This is a genomic window from Marivita cryptomonadis, assembly GCF_002115725.1.
Lineage (GTDB): Bacteria > Pseudomonadota > Alphaproteobacteria > Rhodobacterales > Rhodobacteraceae > Marivita > Marivita cryptomonadis.
On sequence record NZ_JFKD01000004.1, the window covers coordinates 30,807 to 48,677 of the forward strand.

The 17,871-nt window shown below is 59.5% G+C and carries 15 protein-coding genes; 7 read left to right on the forward strand and 8 right to left on the reverse strand.

Annotated features, from left to right (window positions below; genetic code table 11):
- Positions 1–32: 32 nt before the first annotated feature.
- Both MCRY_RS05645 and pcaF read left to right on the forward strand, forming a co-directional pair.
- Positions 33–1,310: a flavin-dependent oxidoreductase gene (locus MCRY_RS05645; RefSeq protein WP_085628520.1), complete on the forward strand. Its 1,278-nt coding sequence runs from the start codon at positions 33–35 to the stop codon at positions 1,308–1,310.
- A gap of 66 nt (positions 1,311–1,376) precedes the next feature.
- Complete coding sequence (pcaF, locus tag MCRY_RS05650) at positions 1,377–2,579, forward strand: 3-oxoadipyl-CoA thiolase (RefSeq protein WP_085628521.1); 1,203 nt, start codon at positions 1,377–1,379, stop codon at positions 2,577–2,579.
- A 19-nt stretch (positions 2,580–2,598) separates the two neighbouring features.
- On the opposite strand, the gene MCRY_RS05655 is transcribed toward pcaF, so the two are convergent.
- From MCRY_RS05655 to MCRY_RS05685, 8 genes are all read right to left on the reverse strand, one after another.
- Positions 2,599–3,480, reverse strand: a complete 882-nt coding sequence (locus tag MCRY_RS05655) for a 2-oxo acid dehydrogenase subunit E2 (RefSeq protein WP_085628522.1) — start codon at positions 3,478–3,480, stop codon at positions 2,599–2,601.
- A gap of 9 nt (positions 3,481–3,489) precedes the next feature.
- Positions 3,490–4,914, reverse strand: a complete 1,425-nt coding sequence (locus tag MCRY_RS05660) for an NAD-dependent succinate-semialdehyde dehydrogenase (protein WP_085628523.1) — start codon at positions 4,912–4,914, stop codon at positions 3,490–3,492.
- Positions 4,915–4,931: 17 nt separating this feature from the next.
- Positions 4,932–6,230 carry a biotin/lipoyl-containing protein gene (locus MCRY_RS05665; protein WP_085628524.1) on the reverse strand — a complete coding sequence of 433 codons (1,299 nt, stop codon included), beginning with the start codon at positions 6,228–6,230 and terminating at the stop codon, positions 4,932–4,934.
- Complete coding sequence (locus MCRY_RS23105) at positions 6,220–7,215, reverse strand: alpha-ketoacid dehydrogenase subunit beta (RefSeq protein WP_203276057.1); 996 nt, start codon at positions 7,213–7,215, stop codon at positions 6,220–6,222. The genes MCRY_RS05665 and MCRY_RS23105 overlap by 11 nt, the downstream gene beginning before the upstream one ends.
- Before the next feature lie 12 nt (positions 7,216–7,227).
- On the reverse strand, positions 7,228–8,205 hold the full coding sequence (locus MCRY_RS23110; RefSeq protein WP_203276056.1) for a thiamine pyrophosphate-dependent dehydrogenase E1 component subunit alpha: 978 nt from the start codon (positions 8,203–8,205) through the stop codon (positions 7,228–7,230).
- Between the two features lie 90 nt (positions 8,206–8,295).
- A complete protein-coding gene (locus tag MCRY_RS05675; RefSeq protein WP_085628525.1) occupies positions 8,296–9,594 on the reverse strand; it encodes a M24 family metallopeptidase in 1,299 nt (432 codons plus the stop codon).
- Positions 9,595–9,659: 65 nt separating this feature from the next.
- Entirely contained in the window at positions 9,660–10,469 is an 810-nt protein-coding gene (locus MCRY_RS05680; protein ID WP_085628526.1) for an SDR family NAD(P)-dependent oxidoreductase, read from the reverse strand.
- Positions 10,470–10,479: 10 nt separating this feature from the next.
- Positions 10,480–12,258: an extracellular solute-binding protein gene (locus MCRY_RS05685; protein ID WP_085628527.1), complete on the reverse strand. Its 1,779-nt coding sequence runs from the start codon at positions 12,256–12,258 to the stop codon at positions 10,480–10,482.
- 256 nt (positions 12,259–12,514) lie between these two features.
- Between MCRY_RS05685 and MCRY_RS05690 the strand changes: the two genes are divergently transcribed.
- From MCRY_RS05690 to MCRY_RS05710, 5 genes are all read left to right on the forward strand, one after another.
- A complete protein-coding gene (locus MCRY_RS05690) occupies positions 12,515–13,474 on the forward strand; it encodes a sugar ABC transporter substrate-binding protein (protein WP_085628528.1) in 960 nt (319 codons plus the stop codon).
- A 79-nt stretch (positions 13,475–13,553) separates the two neighbouring features.
- A complete protein-coding gene (locus MCRY_RS05695; protein ID WP_085628714.1) occupies positions 13,554–14,351 on the forward strand; it encodes an SDR family oxidoreductase in 798 nt (265 codons plus the stop codon).
- A 33-nt stretch (positions 14,352–14,384) separates the two neighbouring features.
- Complete coding sequence (locus MCRY_RS05700; RefSeq protein ID WP_085628529.1) at positions 14,385–15,359, forward strand: ABC transporter permease; 975 nt, start codon at positions 14,385–14,387, stop codon at positions 15,357–15,359.
- A gap of 11 nt (positions 15,360–15,370) precedes the next feature.
- Complete coding sequence (locus MCRY_RS05705) at positions 15,371–16,363, forward strand: ABC transporter permease (protein WP_085628530.1); 993 nt, start codon at positions 15,371–15,373, stop codon at positions 16,361–16,363.
- A complete protein-coding gene (locus tag MCRY_RS05710) occupies positions 16,360–17,871 on the forward strand; it encodes a sugar ABC transporter ATP-binding protein (protein WP_085628531.1) in 1,512 nt (503 codons plus the stop codon). The genes MCRY_RS05705 and MCRY_RS05710 overlap by 4 nt, the downstream gene beginning before the upstream one ends.

Here is a 17,871-nt window from a genome sequence, read left to right on the forward strand (position 1 = left end):
CTAAACCCGCCAAAACCATGGGAAACACCACTATGTCCGACAACAGGGTTATCATCGCCGGAGGCGGTATCGCTGGATTGACGCTTGGGCTGACGCTGCACCAGATCGGTGTCCCGTTTACTGTGTTTGAATCCGCACGCGAGATGAAACCGCTGGGTGTGGGCATCAACCTGCAGCCCAACGCCGTGCGCGAACTGTTTGATCTTGGGATCACAGCCGAGGACCTGGACAAGGTCGGTCTTCCCGCCGAGGAATGGGCGCTGGTGGGTCTGAACGGGCGCGAGGTGTATTCCGAACCGCGCGGACTGGGCGCTGGTTACAACTGGCCACAATACGCGGTACATCGCGGGCAGCTTCATATGCTGCTCTACGACACGCTGATCGAACGGGCAGGGGCTGACGCGGTTCAGCTTGGGGCGAAAGTCACGGGCTATGCAAAGAACGATGCCGGCGTCGAGGCGACGGTGCTGCTCGACGGGGGCACCCGCACCGAAACCGGCTCTTTGCTGGTTGCGGCTGATGGCATCCATTCCGCGATCCGCGCGCAGATGTATCCCGATCAGCCGCCGATCCATTGGGGCGGTGCTGTCATGTGGCGGGGCACCGTGCGGGCCAAACCCTTGCGCACCACTTCCTCGTTTGTCGGCTTGGGAACGCATCGCCACCGGATGGTGATCTATCCGATCTCGAAACTGGACGAGAGCGGAACCGCGCTGATCAACTGGATTGCCGAAGTCACGATGGATGACGCAGGTGCCTGGCAGCAGGACGGCTGGTTCAAACCGGTGGAAATCGAGGAATTCATCCATCATTTCGAAGAGTTCCGCTATGATTGGCTGGACGTGCCGGCAATGCTGCGCGACGCTGATTGCGCTTATGTGAACCCGATGATCGACCGCGACCCGGTGCCAAGCTGGGTCGATGGCGCGGTGGCGCTGATGGGCGATGCGGCGCACGCGATGTATCCGACCGGGTCGAACGGGGCCAGTCAGGCCATCGTCGATGCCCGCGTGATCGGGGCCCGGATGCTGGAGCATGGTGTGACCGAGGCGGCGCTTGCTGCCTATGATGCGCAGCTATGCGCTCCGGTGTCGGAACTGGTCCTGCGCAATCGCGGGGCGGGGCCGTTTGGGTTGCTCAATCTGTTGAACGAACGGTGTGGCGGTGTGTTTGACGATATCGAAACGGTCATTCCTGCCGACGAGCGCAAGGATTTCATGGCGAAATACAAAGCCGCTGCCGGGTTTGCCATCGAAACTCTGAACGCTGCTGCGCCGACGATCCCGCAAGGGGCCCGATTGAACGGCTGACTTGCATTCGGGGCGGGTTCCACGGCCTTATGCACCAAACATACCCCTCGAGCCGGAGCCATCTTCATGCCCGACGCCTTTATCTGTGACTACATCCGTACGCCCATTGGTCGCTATGGCGGGGCTTTGGCGTCGATCCGCGCTGATGATCTGGCAGCCGTGCCCATGGCGGCTTTGGTGGCGCGAAATCCGTCGCTTGACCTCTCGGCCATCGATGAAGTGATCCTTGGTTGTGCCAATCAGGCAGGCGAGGACAACCGCAATGTGGCGCGCATGGCAGCTTTGCTAGCGGGCTACCCCGAGACAGTGCCCGGCACCACGATGAACCGGCTCTGTGGATCAGGAATGGATGCGGTTCTGGCTGCCGCTCGTGCGATCAAGGCGTGCGAGGCGGATTTGGTCATCGCAGGTGGCGTCGAAAGCATGACACGCGCGCCGTTCGTCATGGCCAAGGCACAGCAGGCGTTTGCACGCCAGACCGAGGTTTATGACACGACCATCGGCTGGCGCTTCGTGAACCCGGTGCTCAAGGGGCAATACGGCGTTGATTCCATGCCTGAAACGGCTGAGAACGTGGCAGAAGATTTTAATGTGTCGCGTGAGGATCAGGACGCGTTTGCCTTGCGCAGTCAACAACGCGCTGGGGCCGCTCAGAGCAGCGGAAGGTTGGCGCAAGAAATTACCCCTGTGACAATCCCGCGTCGCAGGGGCGATCCGGTAATCGTGGACACCGACGAACATCCGCGCCCGGAAACAACCGCCGACGATCTGGCGCGGCTCAGACCGTTCGTGCGTGAAGGCGGCACAATCACGGCAGGCAATGCGTCTGGCGTGAATGACGGGGCGGCGGCGCTGATCATCGCATCAGAAGCAGCGATCAAACAGCACGGATTGACTCCCATCGCGCGGGTCTTGGGCGGAGCCTCTATCGGCGTTGCGCCGCGCATTATGGGAATTGGGCCTGCGCCCGCCTCGGAAAAGCTGATGGCGCGGTTGGGACTAACTCAGTCAGACTTTGACGTGATCGAACTCAACGAGGCATTCGCGTCGCAAGGTTTGGCGACGCTGCGCCGCTTGGGCATTGCCGATGACGATCCACGCGTGAACCGCAACGGCGGGGCTATTGCGCTGGGCCATCCCTTGGGTATGTCAGGGGCACGGATTACTGGTTCTGCCGCCCTTGACCTGCGGTCCGGTCAAAAGGCGCTGGCCACGATGTGCATCGGTGTCGGGCAGGGGATTGCGATTGCGATCGAGGCGGCGGGCTGATGCGCCCGCCTGTCGGTTTTCAAATCAGCATATTGCGTGGATCGCGGATCAGTTTGGCGTAATGCGACAGGAATCGCGCCGCATCGGCCCCGTTGATCACGCGGTGATCATAGGACAGGTCCAGCGGCACCATTGGCACCGGGCGCGGCGTGTCGTTGTCCCAGACGGTGATGGTTTCAGTCCGCGTGATGCCTAGGATCGCCACTTCGGGCGGGTTGACGATGGGCGTGAAGGCCGTGCCACCGATGCCGCCCAGATTGGTGATCGTCATGGACGCGCCACCCATTTCGTCGGGCTTGACCTTGCGCGCCTGCGCCTTTGCCGCGAGATCCGCAATCTCGGCTCCGATCTGCCACAGACCCTTGCGGTCTGCATCGCGGATGACCGGCACCATGAGGCCGTGGGGCGTATCGACGGCAATGCCGATATGGACATAGTTCTTCAGATACAGCGTCTCGCCATCGACTGACAAAGACGCGTTGAACCGGGGAAACGCCTTGAGGCAGCGGGCAAGAGCTGCGACGTGAAAGGCAAGCGCCGTGAGCTTGACACCCCGCGCCTGCGCTTCGGCTTTCAGGCTTTGGCGGAACGCCTCAATCGCGCTGACATCGGCGCGGTCGTGATGTGTCACTGCCGGGATCAACGACTGCGCTGCCGCCAGATTGCGGGCTGCGACTTGGGCAAAGCGGCTCATCGGTTCTTCGGTCACGGGGCCATACTGGCTGTGATCTACATCCCAATAAGAGGTATCACCTGCCGTTGCCGCAACGGGCGTTGCACCGCCATCAAGATCCTCGGGGCCGATGGTTTTGCGGCCAAGCTTCTTGGCCAAAGCTTCGATCTCGACGCCTTTTTCACGGGCAAGGCGTCGTGTGGCGGGGCTTGCGATAAAGTCTGCCATATTACCCCCTTACCAGCTTGCCGAGATGTATTGTGTTTCCATGAATTCCAACATGCCCTCATGCCCACCTTCGCGGCCAAGACCCGATTGCTTGGTGCCACCAAATGGCGCCGCCGGATCGCTGACCAAACCGCGATTTAGGCCGACCATGCCGTAATCAAGCCGTTCGCAGACCTGAAGTGCGCGTTTGAAGTCGGCGGAAAATACATAAGCGACAAGGCCGTATTCGGTGTTGTTTGCGCGTCGGATAACCTCTTCTTGATCGCTGAAGGTCTGGATCGCGGCGACGGGGCCAAAGATCTCGTCCTGCACGCAATCGGCGTCCTCGGACACGTTCGAAAGCACCGTCGGTGGGTAGTAGAAGCCCTTGCCTTCGGGCGTTGTTCCGCCGCATTCGATCTTTGCACCTTTGGCCACGGCATCAGCGACAAACGCCGCAACCTTGTCGCGGGTATCGGCATTGACCAGCGGGCCGACATCGACCGACGGGTCCGTGCCATCCCCCACTTTGAGCGCTGACATGCGCTCGGTCAGACGTTTGGTGAATTCTGCCGCGATGTTTTCATGCACGTAGATGCGGTTCGCCGCCGTACACGCCTCGCCCAGATTGCGCATCTTGGCGAGCATTGTGCCCTCGATGGCGGTATCTAGGTCGGCGTCTTCCAGCACCACCACCGGCGCGTTTCCACCCAGCTCCATCGCGGGTTTCAGAACCTGATCCGCGGCCGATTTCAATAGCTTGCGGCCCACACCTGTGGAGCCGGTAAAGCTGACCACTCGCACGCGCGGATCGTGCAGCATGTGATCCACCAACGCGCCGGTCCTGCGTGAGGGCAGCACATTGACCAGACCCGGCGGCACACCTGCTTCTTCTAGGAGCGGCATCAGCGCCAGCATAGTCAGCGGCGTTTCCGACGCGGGTTTGATGATGACGCCGCAACCTGCAGCGAGCGCTGGTGCGATCTTGCGGGTGCCCATCGCGGCGGGGTAGTTCCAGGGTGTGATCAGAACGGCCAGACCCGCCGGTTTGTGCTGCACGAGGATGCGGGCACCAGAGGCCGGGGCATGGGTGATCATCCCGTCCGCGCGCACGGCCTCTTCGGCGAACCAGCGGAAAAATTCGGCGGCATAGGTGGCCTCACCCTTGGCATCTGCACCGGCCTTGCCGTTCTCCAACGTGATGAGATGGGCAAAATGATCCAGCCGCGCAGTCATCAATTCCCACGCCTTGCGCAGCACTTCGGATCGTTCCCGCGGTGTACGGGCAGCCCAATCGGCCATCGCCTTTTCGGCGGCGTCCAGCGCTTTGTCGGCATCCGCGATGTCGGCCGAGGCGACCGAGGCAATCACCTCTTCGGTGGCGGGGTTTATGACGTCAAAGCGGTCGTCTGTCTTGTGCCAGCCGCCGTCGATATAAAGATCGGTGTAGTCCATGTCGGTCCCCCGGAAAGTCAGAGCAGGTGGCGGAGCGGTTGCTCCACCCGGCCTGCGAAATTGGTCAGAAGCTGGATTGCGGCCTGCGCGTCCAACTGGTCAGCGGCGCAGTCGAGCGTCAATTTCAACCCTTTGCGGCGCTGTGTTATGGTGATGGTGGGCACTACGTCCGTGCCCATGCCCGCGCTGCGGATCGTTGTGCCGCGCAGATCGCGCAGGATCAGATCAGGTGCGTCGTCGGTTTGTGTCACTTCGGAGAGCGTGCATCCGTCTGGCGTCGCATAGGTGGTGGACGTGCCGAGCCGCTCAATGGAAACGGTCTGTATATCTGGCAACGACGCGCCCGCCAGCGCTGCGACAAGCGCGTCGGCATCGGCCAGCCCATGTGCTTCAGCCGCCCAACGTGCAAAACCGGGCAGGGCATCGCCCGAGGTTTTGGCCACAAGATGATGCGCTGCTGCGGCGGCTGTGGCCGTCGCTTGGGCTGATTTCTGCGGCAGCGCCTTCAACACTTCCAGATCACGTACGTGGTAGGGCTGCGGATGCCCGGCCTCGACCAGCCGCGACAGGTCGAGACCCTGCTCTTGTGCCAACCTGCGCAGTTTTGGAGAGGCGAGGATACGTCCGTCGCTTGATTGTACGGCGGGTTTAGTGGCTGCGGGTTTTGGCGCTGCCGGTTGAACCTTGGTCGGTTCAGGTTCGGCAGCAGGGGCCGCTTTGGCTGCACCACCACCTGACGCAACAGAGCGACGTACCAGAGCATCGGGTTTTTCGGCGCTGATGATCGCGACCGCTTGCCCCACGGGAACATTCTCTCCGGCCTCGGCCAGAGTTGCGGCAAGATATCCGTCAGTGCCGGCCTCGACCTCCATCGTGCTCTTGTCAGTCTCCACCTCGAAGAGCACATCGTCGGCCTTGACCACATCGCCGGGGGTCTTTTGCCAACTGACCAACAGGCCGCTGTCCTGCGCCATGCCAAGCTGCGGCATGGTCACCGATTTACCCTCGGGAAGCGCGTCGGATGTGTCTTCCGGCACGGCGGGGCCAGGTGCCTCGGGCGCGGGGCCCTCGTCATCGGCACTGTCCGAGATGCGCGCGATTACAGCTCCGACTTTGACGTCTTCACCCTCGGACGCCGAAACGCCGGTTAGAAAGCCGCTGGCCTGCGCCTCGACCTCCATTGTGGCCTTGTCGGTTTCCACCTCGAACAGGGCATCGCCCTTGGTCACCGGTTCGCCGGGGGCCTTGAGCCACGACACGATCTTGCCCGCGTCCTGTGCCATGCCCAGTTGAGGCATTGTCACATCATGCGGCATGAATCATCTCCCCGGAACACAGCTTGCGCGCCATCTCGACAACGCGGTCGGGTGTCGGAACAGTGATGTCTTCCAGCGCGGGCGAAAAGGGGATTGGCACGTCCATCGCGCCCATCCGCACCACGGGTGTGTCGAGGTGGTAGAACGCCTTTTCGTTCAGTCGCGAGGCGATTTCCGATGTGACGCCGTAGCTTTGGTGGCCTTCGTCGATCACGATGGCGCGGCTGGTTTTCTTGACGCTTTTGATCAGCGTCGCTTCATCCAGCGGGACGATGGTGCGGGGGTCGATCACCTCGGCCTCGATGCCCTCGTTCGACAAGATTGCGGCGGCTTTTTCGGCCACCTGCACCATCGAGGACGTGGCGATCAGGGTGATGTCGCTACCTTCGCGCTTCACATTCGCCTCGCCGAAGGGGATCAGATATTCCTCTTCCGGCACCGGGGCCTTGTCCTGGTACATCAGCTTGTCTTCGAAGATCACAACCGGGTTGTTGTCGCGGATCGCAGTCTTCATCAAGCCTTTCGCCTCGTAGGCGGAGGACGGCATGGCAACCTTCAGCCCCGGTATATGAGACACAAGCGCATGGAGCGATTGCGAGTGCTGCGCGGCAGAGCGCCGGGTTGCGCCCATATTTGTGCGCAAGACCAGCGGCACATTGAGTTTGCCACCAGACATATAGTGCGTTTTGGCCGCCTGATTGCAAAGCTGGTCCATGATCAGGAAGATGAAATCGCCAAACATCAGATCGACGATCGGACGCGAGCCGGTCATGGCGGCCCCCACGGCGATGCCCATGAAGCCGGGTTCTGCAATGGGTGTGTCGATGACGCGCTCGGTGCCGAATTCCTCCACCAAACCGGACAGCACCTTAAAGGGCGTTCCGGCCTCGGCCACGTCTTCGCCCAGCAGGAAAACGGTGGGATCGCGACGCATTTCCTCGGCGATGGCCTCGTTGACGGCCTGGGACAGGGTGATCTCTCTCATGTCGGTCTCTCCTCAGTCCGCGTACACATGCATGTCCACTTCGGACACATCGGGATATTTGGCAGCCTCGGCATAGGCGACGGCCTCGGTTGCATCTTTTTCGATCTCGGCATTCATCGCCTCGATCTCGTCTTCGGTGGCGATACCTTCGGCCACCAGATAGGATCGGAAGCGGATGATCGGATCGCGGTTTTCCTTCCAGTCCTTCTCTTCGTCCTTGGAGCGGTAGTATTCGCGGTTGATGTCGCCCACGTGGTGGCCGTGATAGCGGTAGGTCTCCAATTCGATGAAGAACGGGCCTTCGCCCTTGCGACAGCGTGCCACCAGCTTTTGCGTCAATTCATTGACCGCAAGCACATCCTGCCCATCGACCTTGAACGCCTCGATTCCAAACGCCTCGGCGCGCGCGGTGATGGAGCCGGCGGCGATTTCCTCTGTCTTGGTGTATTCGGAATAGCCATTGTTTTCGCAGGCATAGATCACCGGAAGGTTCCAAAGTGCGGCCATGTTCATGACCTCGTAAAGAAGCCCTTGTGCCGTGGCCCCGTCGCCAAAGAAACAGACGGTGACATCGTCCTTGCCCAGCAGCTTGGCGCGCAGGGCAGAGCCTGTCGCAATCCCCATGGACCCGCCCACGATGGCGTTGGCCCCAAGATTGCCGTGGCTTTGATCGGCAATATGCATCGACCCGCCCTTGCCGCGGCAATAGCCTTCTTCCTTGCCCAGCAATTCGCAGAACATCTCTTTGAAATTCGCGCCCTTGGCGACGCAATGTCCATGACCCCGGTGGGTCGATGTGATGCGGTCGTCATCGGTCAACGCCTCGCAGATCCCCACCGCCACGGCTTCTTCACCAGAATACATATGGGTGAGGCCCGGCATCTTTGCCGACAGGTAAAGCTGGTTCGCGTTGTCCTCGAAGGTGCGGATGCGCATCATCTGGCGATACATACGCAGATAGTCTTCGGTGTTTGTCTTGGCCTTGGCCATCGGTTCCCTCCCAAAGGGGGCAAGGGCGCGCGGCCCCTGCTTCATCTTGCCCAATAAACTCCCGCCGGAGGCGTCCCCCGGCGGGGCTGTTCAATACCGGTTGGCGATGGGTAGCTCTTCTGCGGGGAAGAGACTGATCACCTCGCAGCCGGTTTCCGTCACAACGACCTCTTCCTCGATCCGCGCGGCGGAATAGCCATCGGTGGCGGGGCAGTAGGTTTCGAGCGCGAAGACCATGCCGGTCTGGATCTCCATCGGGTGATCAAGGCTGACCGCGCGGCTGATGATCGGGCGCTCGTGCAGGGCCAGCCCAAGCCCGTGGCCGAATTGCAGGCCGAAGGCCTGATCCTCGTTGTCGAACCCAAGCGATTGCGCTGTCGGCCAGACCTCGGCCACCTTGTCGGTCGAGACACCCGGCTTGATCATCGCAATTGAGGCGTCGATCCATTCGCGCGCTTTCTTGTACGCATCATTCTGCGACGGCGTTGCACGGCCCACGTTGAACGTGCGGTAATAGCAGGTTCGATAGCCCTGATAGCTTTGCAGAATGTCAAAGAACGCCTGATCACCCGGACGGATCAGTCGGTCGGTAAAGTTATGCGGGTGTGGATTGCAGCGTTCGCCGGAAATGGCGTTGATCGCCTCGACATCATCCGATCCCATTTCGTAAAGCAGCTTATTGGACATCGCGACGATGTCGTTCTCGCGCACGCCGGGTTTCAGCTCTTCATAGATCATGTGGTAGACGCCATCGACCATCGCGGCGGCCTGCGTGAGCAACTGGATTTCGTCCCAGTTCTTGATCTCGCGCGCCGCCAGCATGATCTGCTGACCGTCGACGACGTTGATACCCTCGGCCTTCAGCGCATGGAACATGGCTGTTTCAGCGTAATCCACACCCACCGGCATGTCGGCCATGCCTGCATCCTTGATCAACTGCGCGATCATCTTGGCATATTTCTGCATCAGGCCGAACTCGGGCGGAATGGTCCCGCGCATGCCAACCACACCGGCAAGGCAGTGATCCGGCTCCAGCCAATCGGAGTGACGTTTGTGGTGTACCGCAGCCGAACCGAAATCCCAGACATAAGGGCTGTCGTCGCCGGTCAACAGGCAGAAGCGGCACATCTTGTCCCGTTCCCATTCGCCGATCTTGGTGGCTGTGACATAGCGGATGTTGTTCACGTCGAACAGCAGCAGCGAACCGGCATTGGAGTTCTGCAAGGATTGCCGGGTACGCGACAGACGGTAGCGGCGCAGACGGTCGTGATCGACGCGGCGTTCGAAATCAACCGAGGTGTGGCCCCACGCGGGCAGGCGTTCCCGCCATTCCCAGTTGGGTTCGAGATCCTGCGGCGTGAGCAAGTTGGGCATAAGTGCGCGAGACATGAGTAGCTCCTTTCGGGTGCCGCAAGGCGGACCCGGTTTGTTCAATAAATCAGAGGGATGTTGGGTTACTTCGTGACCCAGCCGCCGTCGATGGAGATCATCTGACCGGTCATGTAGTCGCTGTCGTCAGAGGCAAGGAACGACGCTGTTCCGGTGATGTCATTCGGATACGAGACCCGTTTGATCACCAAATTGTTGGCGACGATATCGTCGTAGGCCTGACCTTCGCGTTCTTTGAAGCCGATCTCGACAAGGTCTTTGTCCAGCTGTTCCCAAAGTGGCGTCACCACGACACCGGGTGCGTATCCGTTGACGGTGATGTTGTGCTCTGCCAGCCCAAGCGCGCCGCATTCGGTCAGGGCAAGACAGCCGTATTTCGAGGTGCAATAGACCGTGACATCGACCAACGGCTTGCGCGACGCGATAGAGCCCACGTTGATCAGCTTGTAGGGATGATCCTCCATCGGGCCCTGCTTGATCATCTGGCGTGCGGTTTCCTGCATGCCGAGCCACATCGCCTTGGTGTTGACGTTCATGATCATGTCCCAGTTGTCTTCATCGATATCCATGAAGAACCGGGGCTTGTTCAGGCCAGCATTGAAAAGACCCACATTGATCGACCCGAACGCCTCGACGGTGGCAGCCACCGCAGCGGCGTTGTCTTCGCGCTTGGTCACGTCCATTTTTACGGCGACCGCCTTGCCGTTTCCGGCCGCATTGATCCCGTCGGCAACCTTTTGCGCTTCGGCTACGTCAAGATCACCGAGACACACGTTGGCGCCCTGTGCCGCAAAGCTTTCCGCATTGGCAGCACCCATGCCGCGTGCGGCACCGGTGATCAGGATATTCTTACCTTTGAGGCGATTGGGGTCCATGGTTTCCTCCCTAAGTGACCTGTTGTCTCATGAAGTCTTCGGCGCGCGCCTGTGCCCGGTCGAGCGCCTCGCGCGGGGAGACGATCCCGCGCAGCATGTCGTGAAGTTCGTGGCCGCAGATGCGGATGATGTCCGAGATTTGCGGGATCGGCGGGCGCGGCCAGAATTGCAGCTCATCGCGCCACGACATCTGGTCGACGAGTTCAAAGATCGGCGACAGGCGCCGCACTTCTGGGTCAGCGCCGACGGAATAGCGTGGCGCGGTGCGGCTGCCGCTTTGCGCGTACAGCTTTTGCGCGCCCGGCGATGTGAAGGCGACCAGCGCTTCCACCGTGTCCTCAAGCCGCTCCTCGGCCAGATTTGACGGCACGCAGAAAACATAGCCTCCGACCGGCGCAATCGGCGCGCCTTCGGGGCCATGCGGATGGGGCAGGTAGCCTGTGTTGCCATGCGCCGAACAGCTGTCGTCCAGTTCGAAATACGGTGCCAACAGCGTGTAGCCATAGGCCATCGCTACCTTGCCAGAAGCATAGGGCCGGACCCGTTCGTACCACGACATCGACAGGATGTCGGGTGGCGAGAATTCAAGAAGCTGCATTAGGTAATCCGCCGCAGCAAGAGCGCGGTCGGTGTTTAGTGCCGGGCGGAACTCGCGCGATCCCAGATGATCCGCATCATAGCCGCCCGCGATTTCGGGCAGGTCGATGATCGGCTGCCCAAAGGCGGCACAGGTCATCATGAAAGTGTGCCCAAGGGCCGTTCCGCGTGCCGCGTTCCACGCCACGCCATAGCGCCCACGGCGTGGGTCGTGAAAATGACGCGCGGCGTCGATCACCGCATCTGTCGTGACCGGCGGTTCCAGACCTTCGGATGCAAACCAGTCCTTGCGGTAGAACATCAATTCCGGCGTGGTCTGGCTTGGCACACCGTAGGGGGTTCCGTCCCAATGTGCTGCGCGCCAGCCTGCGGTGTGGAAATCAGCCGGATCAAGCCGGGATACGTCCATCACGTCAGTCAGGGGGCGAATGACGCCCTTTTTGATGAACTCGCCCAACCAAGGCAGATCAACCGCGATCAGGTCATAGCGGCTCTTGCTGCGGTCGCTGTTGCGCAAGGCCTCTTCTCGCAGCCGGTCGATAGAGAAGGCACGCTGATGAATATTGGTGCCGACCAGCTGTTCGAACTGACGCTTGAGGTTGTCCATCACCATGAAGGTCGGATCGCCATGTACCAGGATGCGCAATCCGCCTGGCAGTTTCAGAGGCTGTGGAAGTGCGCGGGGTGGGGCGATGGTGGCACGTGCCGCCTGATACGAGCCGCCATAATAGTAGTGTTCTGTTTCCTCGGTCTCGGACGCAGTACCGAATGACACCCGCGCCAGCCGCTCGATCCGGTCGGCAACCTGGCTGAACCGGTCCAGCAGACGTGGGCTGGGGTGTAGCGAAAAGCTCTTGCCGCTTTTGGTGCGGGGGCGCTGTTCCAGCAGACCTGAATCTTTCAGCTCTGCCAGTTTGCGTGTCGCGGTGGCATAAGGCACGCCCGCCGCCGCAACCATTGAAGATGGCGACACAAGACGCCCCTCTGAATGACTGTGCAAAAGATGCAGGATCATGTTGAGGTGCGGGTTGGGCGTGTTCGGTTCGATCGACGCGTCAAGCTCTATGCAAAGCGATGTCAGGAATTCGACCACGCGCGCCAACTCCGGAGCCGCCACCGATGCAGAGACGGTGCTGGACCGCTGCAATGGGCGCCGTCCAAAATGGATATCGCTGTGGAGGGCTTCGGACATTTTCGCTTTTTCAAGTGAAGGTTTGCGGGGCTTGGGCGAGTCGCTCACGATCGCGTCTCCTAAAATTGTTCAATATGACGGTTTCCGAATATCGGATAAAAATTCATAATGAACAAAAAAATATCCATAATGAATAAAAAGGTGCGTTCGTCCGTTCGCTAAATATCGCTGGATACGGGTCAGGTTGCATCGGGAACGCCCGGGCTGGGAGGACAGCTGCAATCGTGCGAATAACACCCCTAGGGAGGAAACGACTATGAAAACGACCCTTACAGCAGTTTTGGTTGCATCGACCGCACTTGTTGGCACGGCAATGGCCGAGTCTCATGGCGGCAAGATGACCATCGGCATCACGCAGAACAACGTGGGCGTCGACAGCTACCAGACCACATACGAAAAGGCCTTCATCGCAGCGACCGAAGCCAACGACATGGTTGAAGCGGTTGTTCTGGATGCCGGTGGCGACGTGGCGCGTCAGATCGCGCAGATGGAAGACCTGATCCAGCAAGAAGTCGACGCGATCATTATTTGGCCGACCAACGGCGAAGCGGTGATCCCGGCCGTGCGCAAGGCGCATAACGCAGGCATTCCTGTCATCGTGACGAACTCGAATATTGCCGAGCAAGGCTTTGACTTCGTCGCCAGCTTCTCGGGTCCGGACAACATCACCCAAGGTTCGCGCTCTGCCGAGATCATGTGTGACAAGTTCAAGGACATGGGCATCGAAAACGAAGCGCGCGTTGTGCAGATCTCGGGTCAGCCCGGTTACACAACCGCAATCGAACGCCAGAAGGGCTTTGACGACCGTCTGCCCGAAGTCTGCCCGAACGTGACGCTTGTGGAAACGCAGCCGGGCGATTGGAACCGCGAAAAATCTCAGCAGGTTATGGAAGCGTTCCTCGTCAAGTATGACGACATCGACGGCGTTTATTCCGGCGATGACAACATGGGCGTAGGCGCATTGAACGCAGCCAAGGCCGCTGGCCGTGAAGGTATCATCTTCGTTGGTGCCACAAACTTTGCCGTGGGCTACGAAGCGATGGCCGCGGGCGAATACTGGGGATCGATCTACCAGTCCCCGGTTGACGATGCCGAAGCCGCGCTGAAAACCGCCATCGACGTGCTGAATGGGGAAGAAGTACCGTTCCTCAACTACTTCGACACGCCGAAGATCACTCAGGACAACATGGGCGATTACACCAAGCCCGTCTTCTGATCTCCTCCCTGAATGCGCGGGGCGGCACGTCCGCCTCGCGCGTTTTGTACGTTTCAAAAGAAAAATAGGGATGGGCGAGATGGCAGGAGTCTCGGGTCGGTCGTGTATCGTGACCGGTGCAGCGCAAGGCATTGGCCGCGCGATTGGTGAAGCGCTCTTGGTCGAAGGCGCGAATGTCTGTTTTGCGGACATCAACGCGGGAAAAGTATCTGAAGTCGCTGATGCAAACGCGGAACGGGCGGCGCAAGCCGGTTGCAAGGTGACGCACGCATCCGTTGATGTGACTGACCGCGATCAGGTCAAGGCGATGATCGCCCACGCGGTCGATACCTTTGGACGGCTCGACGTCAAGTTCAACAATGCAGGTGTGAACAAGCCGATGAATTTCCTCGACGTGACCGAGGATAACTGGAATTTCATCATGGGGATCAACGGGCTGGGCTGCATGATCGGCATGCAGGAAGCCGCCCGGCAGATGATCGCCCAAGGTGGTGGTGGCAAGATCATAAACACGGCAAGCATCGCCAGCCGCCAAGGGTTCGACAATGTCGCACCGTATTGCGCAAGCAAATGGGCCGTCGTATCGCTGACGCAGTCCGGTGCGCGCGACTTGGCCAAACATGATATCACTGTGACGGGGTTCGCCCCCGGTGTCGTTGCAACCGAGATGTGGGAACAGGTCGATCAGGATCTGATGGCAATAGGGGCCGCAGAACGCCCCGGTCAGGCGATGGAAGAGTTCTCGTCCGAGATTTTGAAAGGACGCGTTGCACGTCCTGAAGACATCACCGGAACGACGACGTTTCTGGCTTCTTCCGCCAGTGACTACATGACCGGCCAGATCGTGATGATCGACGGTGGAATGACTTTGGTGTGACGGCGATCCCGCCCGCACCTTTGGGAGGAACACATGGCAGAACTGACGAAACAGGGCATCGGAAGAGTCCTTGCCAAACAGGGCATCCTGATTGCCTTTGTCGTTTTCATGATCGGCTTTGCGCTGGCCAATCCACGCTTTATCGCAGTGGACAATATCTCGGGCGTGATCCGCTCTTCAGCCATTCTTGGCGTGATGGCCCTGGGTGTCACATTTGTGGTGATCGGTGGAAATCTTGATCTGTCTGTCGGATCGATGATGTCTTTCTCGACCATTGTGGTGCTGGATCTGCACGACAAGATCGGGCCGACACTGGCGATCCCGGCGATGTTTGGGCTGACCCTTGGGTTGGGGGCCTTCATCGGGTTTCTTGTCGGGTATCTCAAACTCAATTCACTGATCGTCACGCTTGGCATGCTTTCGGCCATCCACGGGCTGACATTGACGTGGTCCGGCGGTCAAAACATGGACATCGCCGACAAAAGCGGCACGTGGTTCTCGGTCTTTGGACAAGGCAACATTGCAGGTGTGCCGGTGCCGATCCTGATCTTCGCCGGACTTGCGATCGTTCTGAGCCTCATTCTGTCCAAGACCCCCTTTGGCCGTAAGGTCTATGCGGTCGGTGGCAACGGCAAGGCGGCAACGTTCTCGGGCATCCCGCGTGCGCGCATCGTGTTTCTGACCTACCTGATCTCGTCCTTTTGCGTGGCCTGTGCCGGTCTCTTGCAAGCCAGCCGAAGCCTTGGCAGCCAGAATACTGTGGGGCAGGGGCTAGAACTTGAAGTGCTCGCGGCAGTCATTCTTGGTGGCGCGTCGCTGCTGGGTGGGTCGGGGACCATCTTCAAAACCGTGATCGGCGTTCTGATCCTTGGCTTTATCCAGAATGGACTTCTGCTCATGGGCCTCGCGTTTTACGTCCAGTACGTCGTCACATGGGTGATCATCATCCTTGCAGTCTGGCTGGATATCGCGGCCAAGCGCGGCCGTCTGTTGTCGCAGATCGCGTAGGGAGCAGAGTGATGAACAAGGACACCCTTCTCAAGCAAGGCGCTATTTGGGCCTTCATCGTGGTCGAGTTGATCTTCTTTTCGATCGCGGGCTCGTACCTGTCGGTCTCGGACAGCGCCTTCATGGATTTCGACAACATGCTGTTGCTGCTCAAGCAATCTGCACCCATCGGGATCATCGCGTTGGGCATGACGATCATCATGATCAACGGCAATATCGACCTGTCGGTCGGTGCCACCTATGCCTTGTCGGCCATCATCCTTCTGGACAGCATGACGTGGCCCTTCATGCAGGCAATGGGCGATTGGGCGATCCCACTGGCCTGGGTGTTTGCCCTGCTGACAGGAACCATTCTGGGTGCGATCAACGGTTTGATCGTGTGGAAGACCGGTGTCGATGCCTTCATCGTGACACTTGGGTCCATGCTTGGCTATCGCGGCTTGGTCTTCATGTATAATGGTGAACAACCCACCAGCCACCTGAACTGGACGCTCGTCGACTTTGCCGAAGCGCAGTTTCTGGGCCTGCACACCGCGACGTGGTTCCTGTTGGGCGCGGCCTTGCTGCTGTGGCTGTTGATGACCAAGACGGTACATGGCCGCAACGCCTATGCCATCGGCAACAATCGCGAAGCAGCCGTGAACGCCGGTATCCGCGTCGGCCCGCATTTCCTGTGGAATTTCATGCTGATCGGGTTTCTCGCATCCTTGTCTGCGGTGGTGTTCTACTCGGAATCCGGCTCGGTGAACCCGAATGATGGGATGCTCTATGAACTCTGGGCAATCACGGCGGTTGTGCTGGGTGGAACCAAGCTCACCGGCGGCTACGGGTCGATCATTTCCACCCTCGGCGGCGTCATCGCGATCCAGCTTTTGCGCAAAGGTCTGGGCCATATCGGGGCCGACACGGAAACCGTGAACCTTGTCATCGGTCTGATCCTGATCGCCGTCTTGTTCTTGGATCGCCAGTTGAACCGCAAGGGCAAAGAGGAGTTGAAGACATGACCGATCAAACCCCGGTTCTGCGGCTTGAAGACATCGTCAAGACTTTCCCCGGTGTCCGCGCCTTGGACGGCGTGTCGTTTAGCGTCCTGCCCGGTGAGGTGCACGCGCTGATGGGTGAAAACGGCGCGGGCAAGTCCACGCTGATGAAGGTGCTGGGCGGTATCCTGCAACCCAACGAAGGCCGCATCTTCATCGAAGAAGAACCAACGGTGATGACCACCCCGGTGCAGGCCAAAGCCAAGGGCGTGGTGTTTATCCATCAGGAACTCAGCCTTGCCGACGAATTGACCGTGGCCGAAAACATTTGGCTTGGCGAACTGCCGCTAAAATCCTTTGGTCGTGTCAACTGGGCTAAGCTTTACGAAGACACAAACGCCATCCTCAAAACGCTCAATGTCGGGTTTGACGCGAAAACGCGGGTTGGGGACCTATCGATCGCCAACCAGCAAATGGTCGAGATTGCCCGCGCCCTGACGGTCGACCCCAAGGCGGTGATCTTTGATGAGCCGACCGCGTCTCTGACAGATGCCGAAAAGGTGGTCTTGTTCGATGTGATTTCGGACCTGCAATCCAAAGGCGTCGGCATCATCTATATCTCGCATCGGATGGAAGAGATCTTCAAGATCACCGACCGGATCAGCGTTCTGCGCGACGGTCAGTATCGCGGCACTCTGAACACCCGCGAGACAGATGAAGAAGAAGTCACAAAACTGATGATCGGGCGCAGCCTTGATCTGTCGCGCAACGAAAGCCATCACGAAATGGGCGATGTGGCTCTCGAAGTGCGCGGGCTAAGCTGCGGCAAGCTTTATCAGGATGTAAGCTTTAACGTCCGCAAAGGCGAGGTTCTGGGTTTTTACGGTCTGGTCGGCGCAGGCCGGACCGAGATTGCCGAGACCCTATTTGGGCTTCGCGATCCCTCTGCCGGGCAAATCTTGCTGAACGGGCAAGAGGTGCGGATCAAATCGCCAATCGACGCAATTGCCAACGGAATTTCCCTTGTTCCCGAAGACCGAAAGGGGCAGGGGCTTGTTCTTGGCATGAACTGCCGGGACAACATGACCTTGCCGCAGGTCGATGACCTGACAGCGGGTCCGTTTGTCAGCGATGGCGCTGAGATCGCCATTTTTGATCAATACCGCGACAAGCTGGACATCCGCACACCTGGTTGGCGACAGACCGTCGGCAACCTCTCGGGTGGCAACCAGCAGAAGATCGTTATTGGTAAGTGGCTGTCGATGCGTCCCGAAGTGCTGATCGTGGATGAACCCACACGCGGTATCGACGTTGGCTCCAAATCCGAGATCCACAACCTGATCCGCGATCTGGCGGCGCAGGGCTATGCGGTGATTGTCATCAGTTCGGAAATGCCAGAAGTGCTGCATGTGTCCGACCGGATCGTAGCGATGTATTCCGGTAAGGTCATGCGCGAATTCACCTCGGACGAGGTGACAGAAGACAGCCTTATCCAAGCCATCTCCGGGATCACTGCCGACAAGGTCGCCTGA

Coding starts and splice junctions, on each gene's coding strand:
- MCRY_RS05645 (WP_085628520.1), top strand. CDS start 33: ATGTCCGACAACAGGGTTATCATCGCCGGAGGCGGTATCGCTGGATTG.
- pcaF (WP_085628521.1), top strand. CDS start 1,377: ATGCCCGACGCCTTTATCTGTGACTACATCCGTACGCCCATTGGTCGC.
- MCRY_RS05655 (WP_085628522.1), bottom strand. CDS start 3,480: ATGGCAGACTTTATCGCAAGCCCCGCCACACGACGCCTTGCCCGTGAA.
- MCRY_RS05660 (WP_085628523.1), bottom strand. CDS start 4,914: ATGGACTACACCGATCTTTATATCGACGGCGGCTGGCACAAGACAGAC.
- MCRY_RS05665 (WP_085628524.1), bottom strand. CDS start 6,230: ATGCCGCATGATGTGACAATGCCTCAACTGGGCATGGCACAGGACGCG.
- MCRY_RS23105 (WP_203276057.1), bottom strand. CDS start 7,215: ATGAGAGAGATCACCCTGTCCCAGGCCGTCAACGAGGCCATCGCCGAG.
- MCRY_RS23110 (WP_203276056.1), bottom strand. CDS start 8,205: ATGGCCAAGGCCAAGACAAACACCGAAGACTATCTGCGTATGTATCGC.
- MCRY_RS05675 (WP_085628525.1), bottom strand. CDS start 9,594: ATGTCTCGCGCACTTATGCCCAACTTGCTCACGCCGCAGGATCTCGAA.
- MCRY_RS05680 (WP_085628526.1), bottom strand. CDS start 10,469: ATGGACCCCAATCGCCTCAAAGGTAAGAATATCCTGATCACCGGTGCC.
- MCRY_RS05685 (WP_085628527.1), bottom strand. CDS start 12,258: ATGTCCGAAGCCCTCCACAGCGATATCCATTTTGGACGGCGCCCATTG.
- MCRY_RS05690 (WP_085628528.1), top strand. CDS start 12,515: ATGAAAACGACCCTTACAGCAGTTTTGGTTGCATCGACCGCACTTGTT.
- MCRY_RS05695 (WP_085628714.1), top strand. CDS start 13,554: ATGGCAGGAGTCTCGGGTCGGTCGTGTATCGTGACCGGTGCAGCGCAA.
- MCRY_RS05700 (WP_085628529.1), top strand. CDS start 14,385: ATGGCAGAACTGACGAAACAGGGCATCGGAAGAGTCCTTGCCAAACAG.
- MCRY_RS05705 (WP_085628530.1), top strand. CDS start 15,371: ATGAACAAGGACACCCTTCTCAAGCAAGGCGCTATTTGGGCCTTCATC.
- MCRY_RS05710 (WP_085628531.1), top strand. CDS start 16,360: ATGACCGATCAAACCCCGGTTCTGCGGCTTGAAGACATCGTCAAGACT.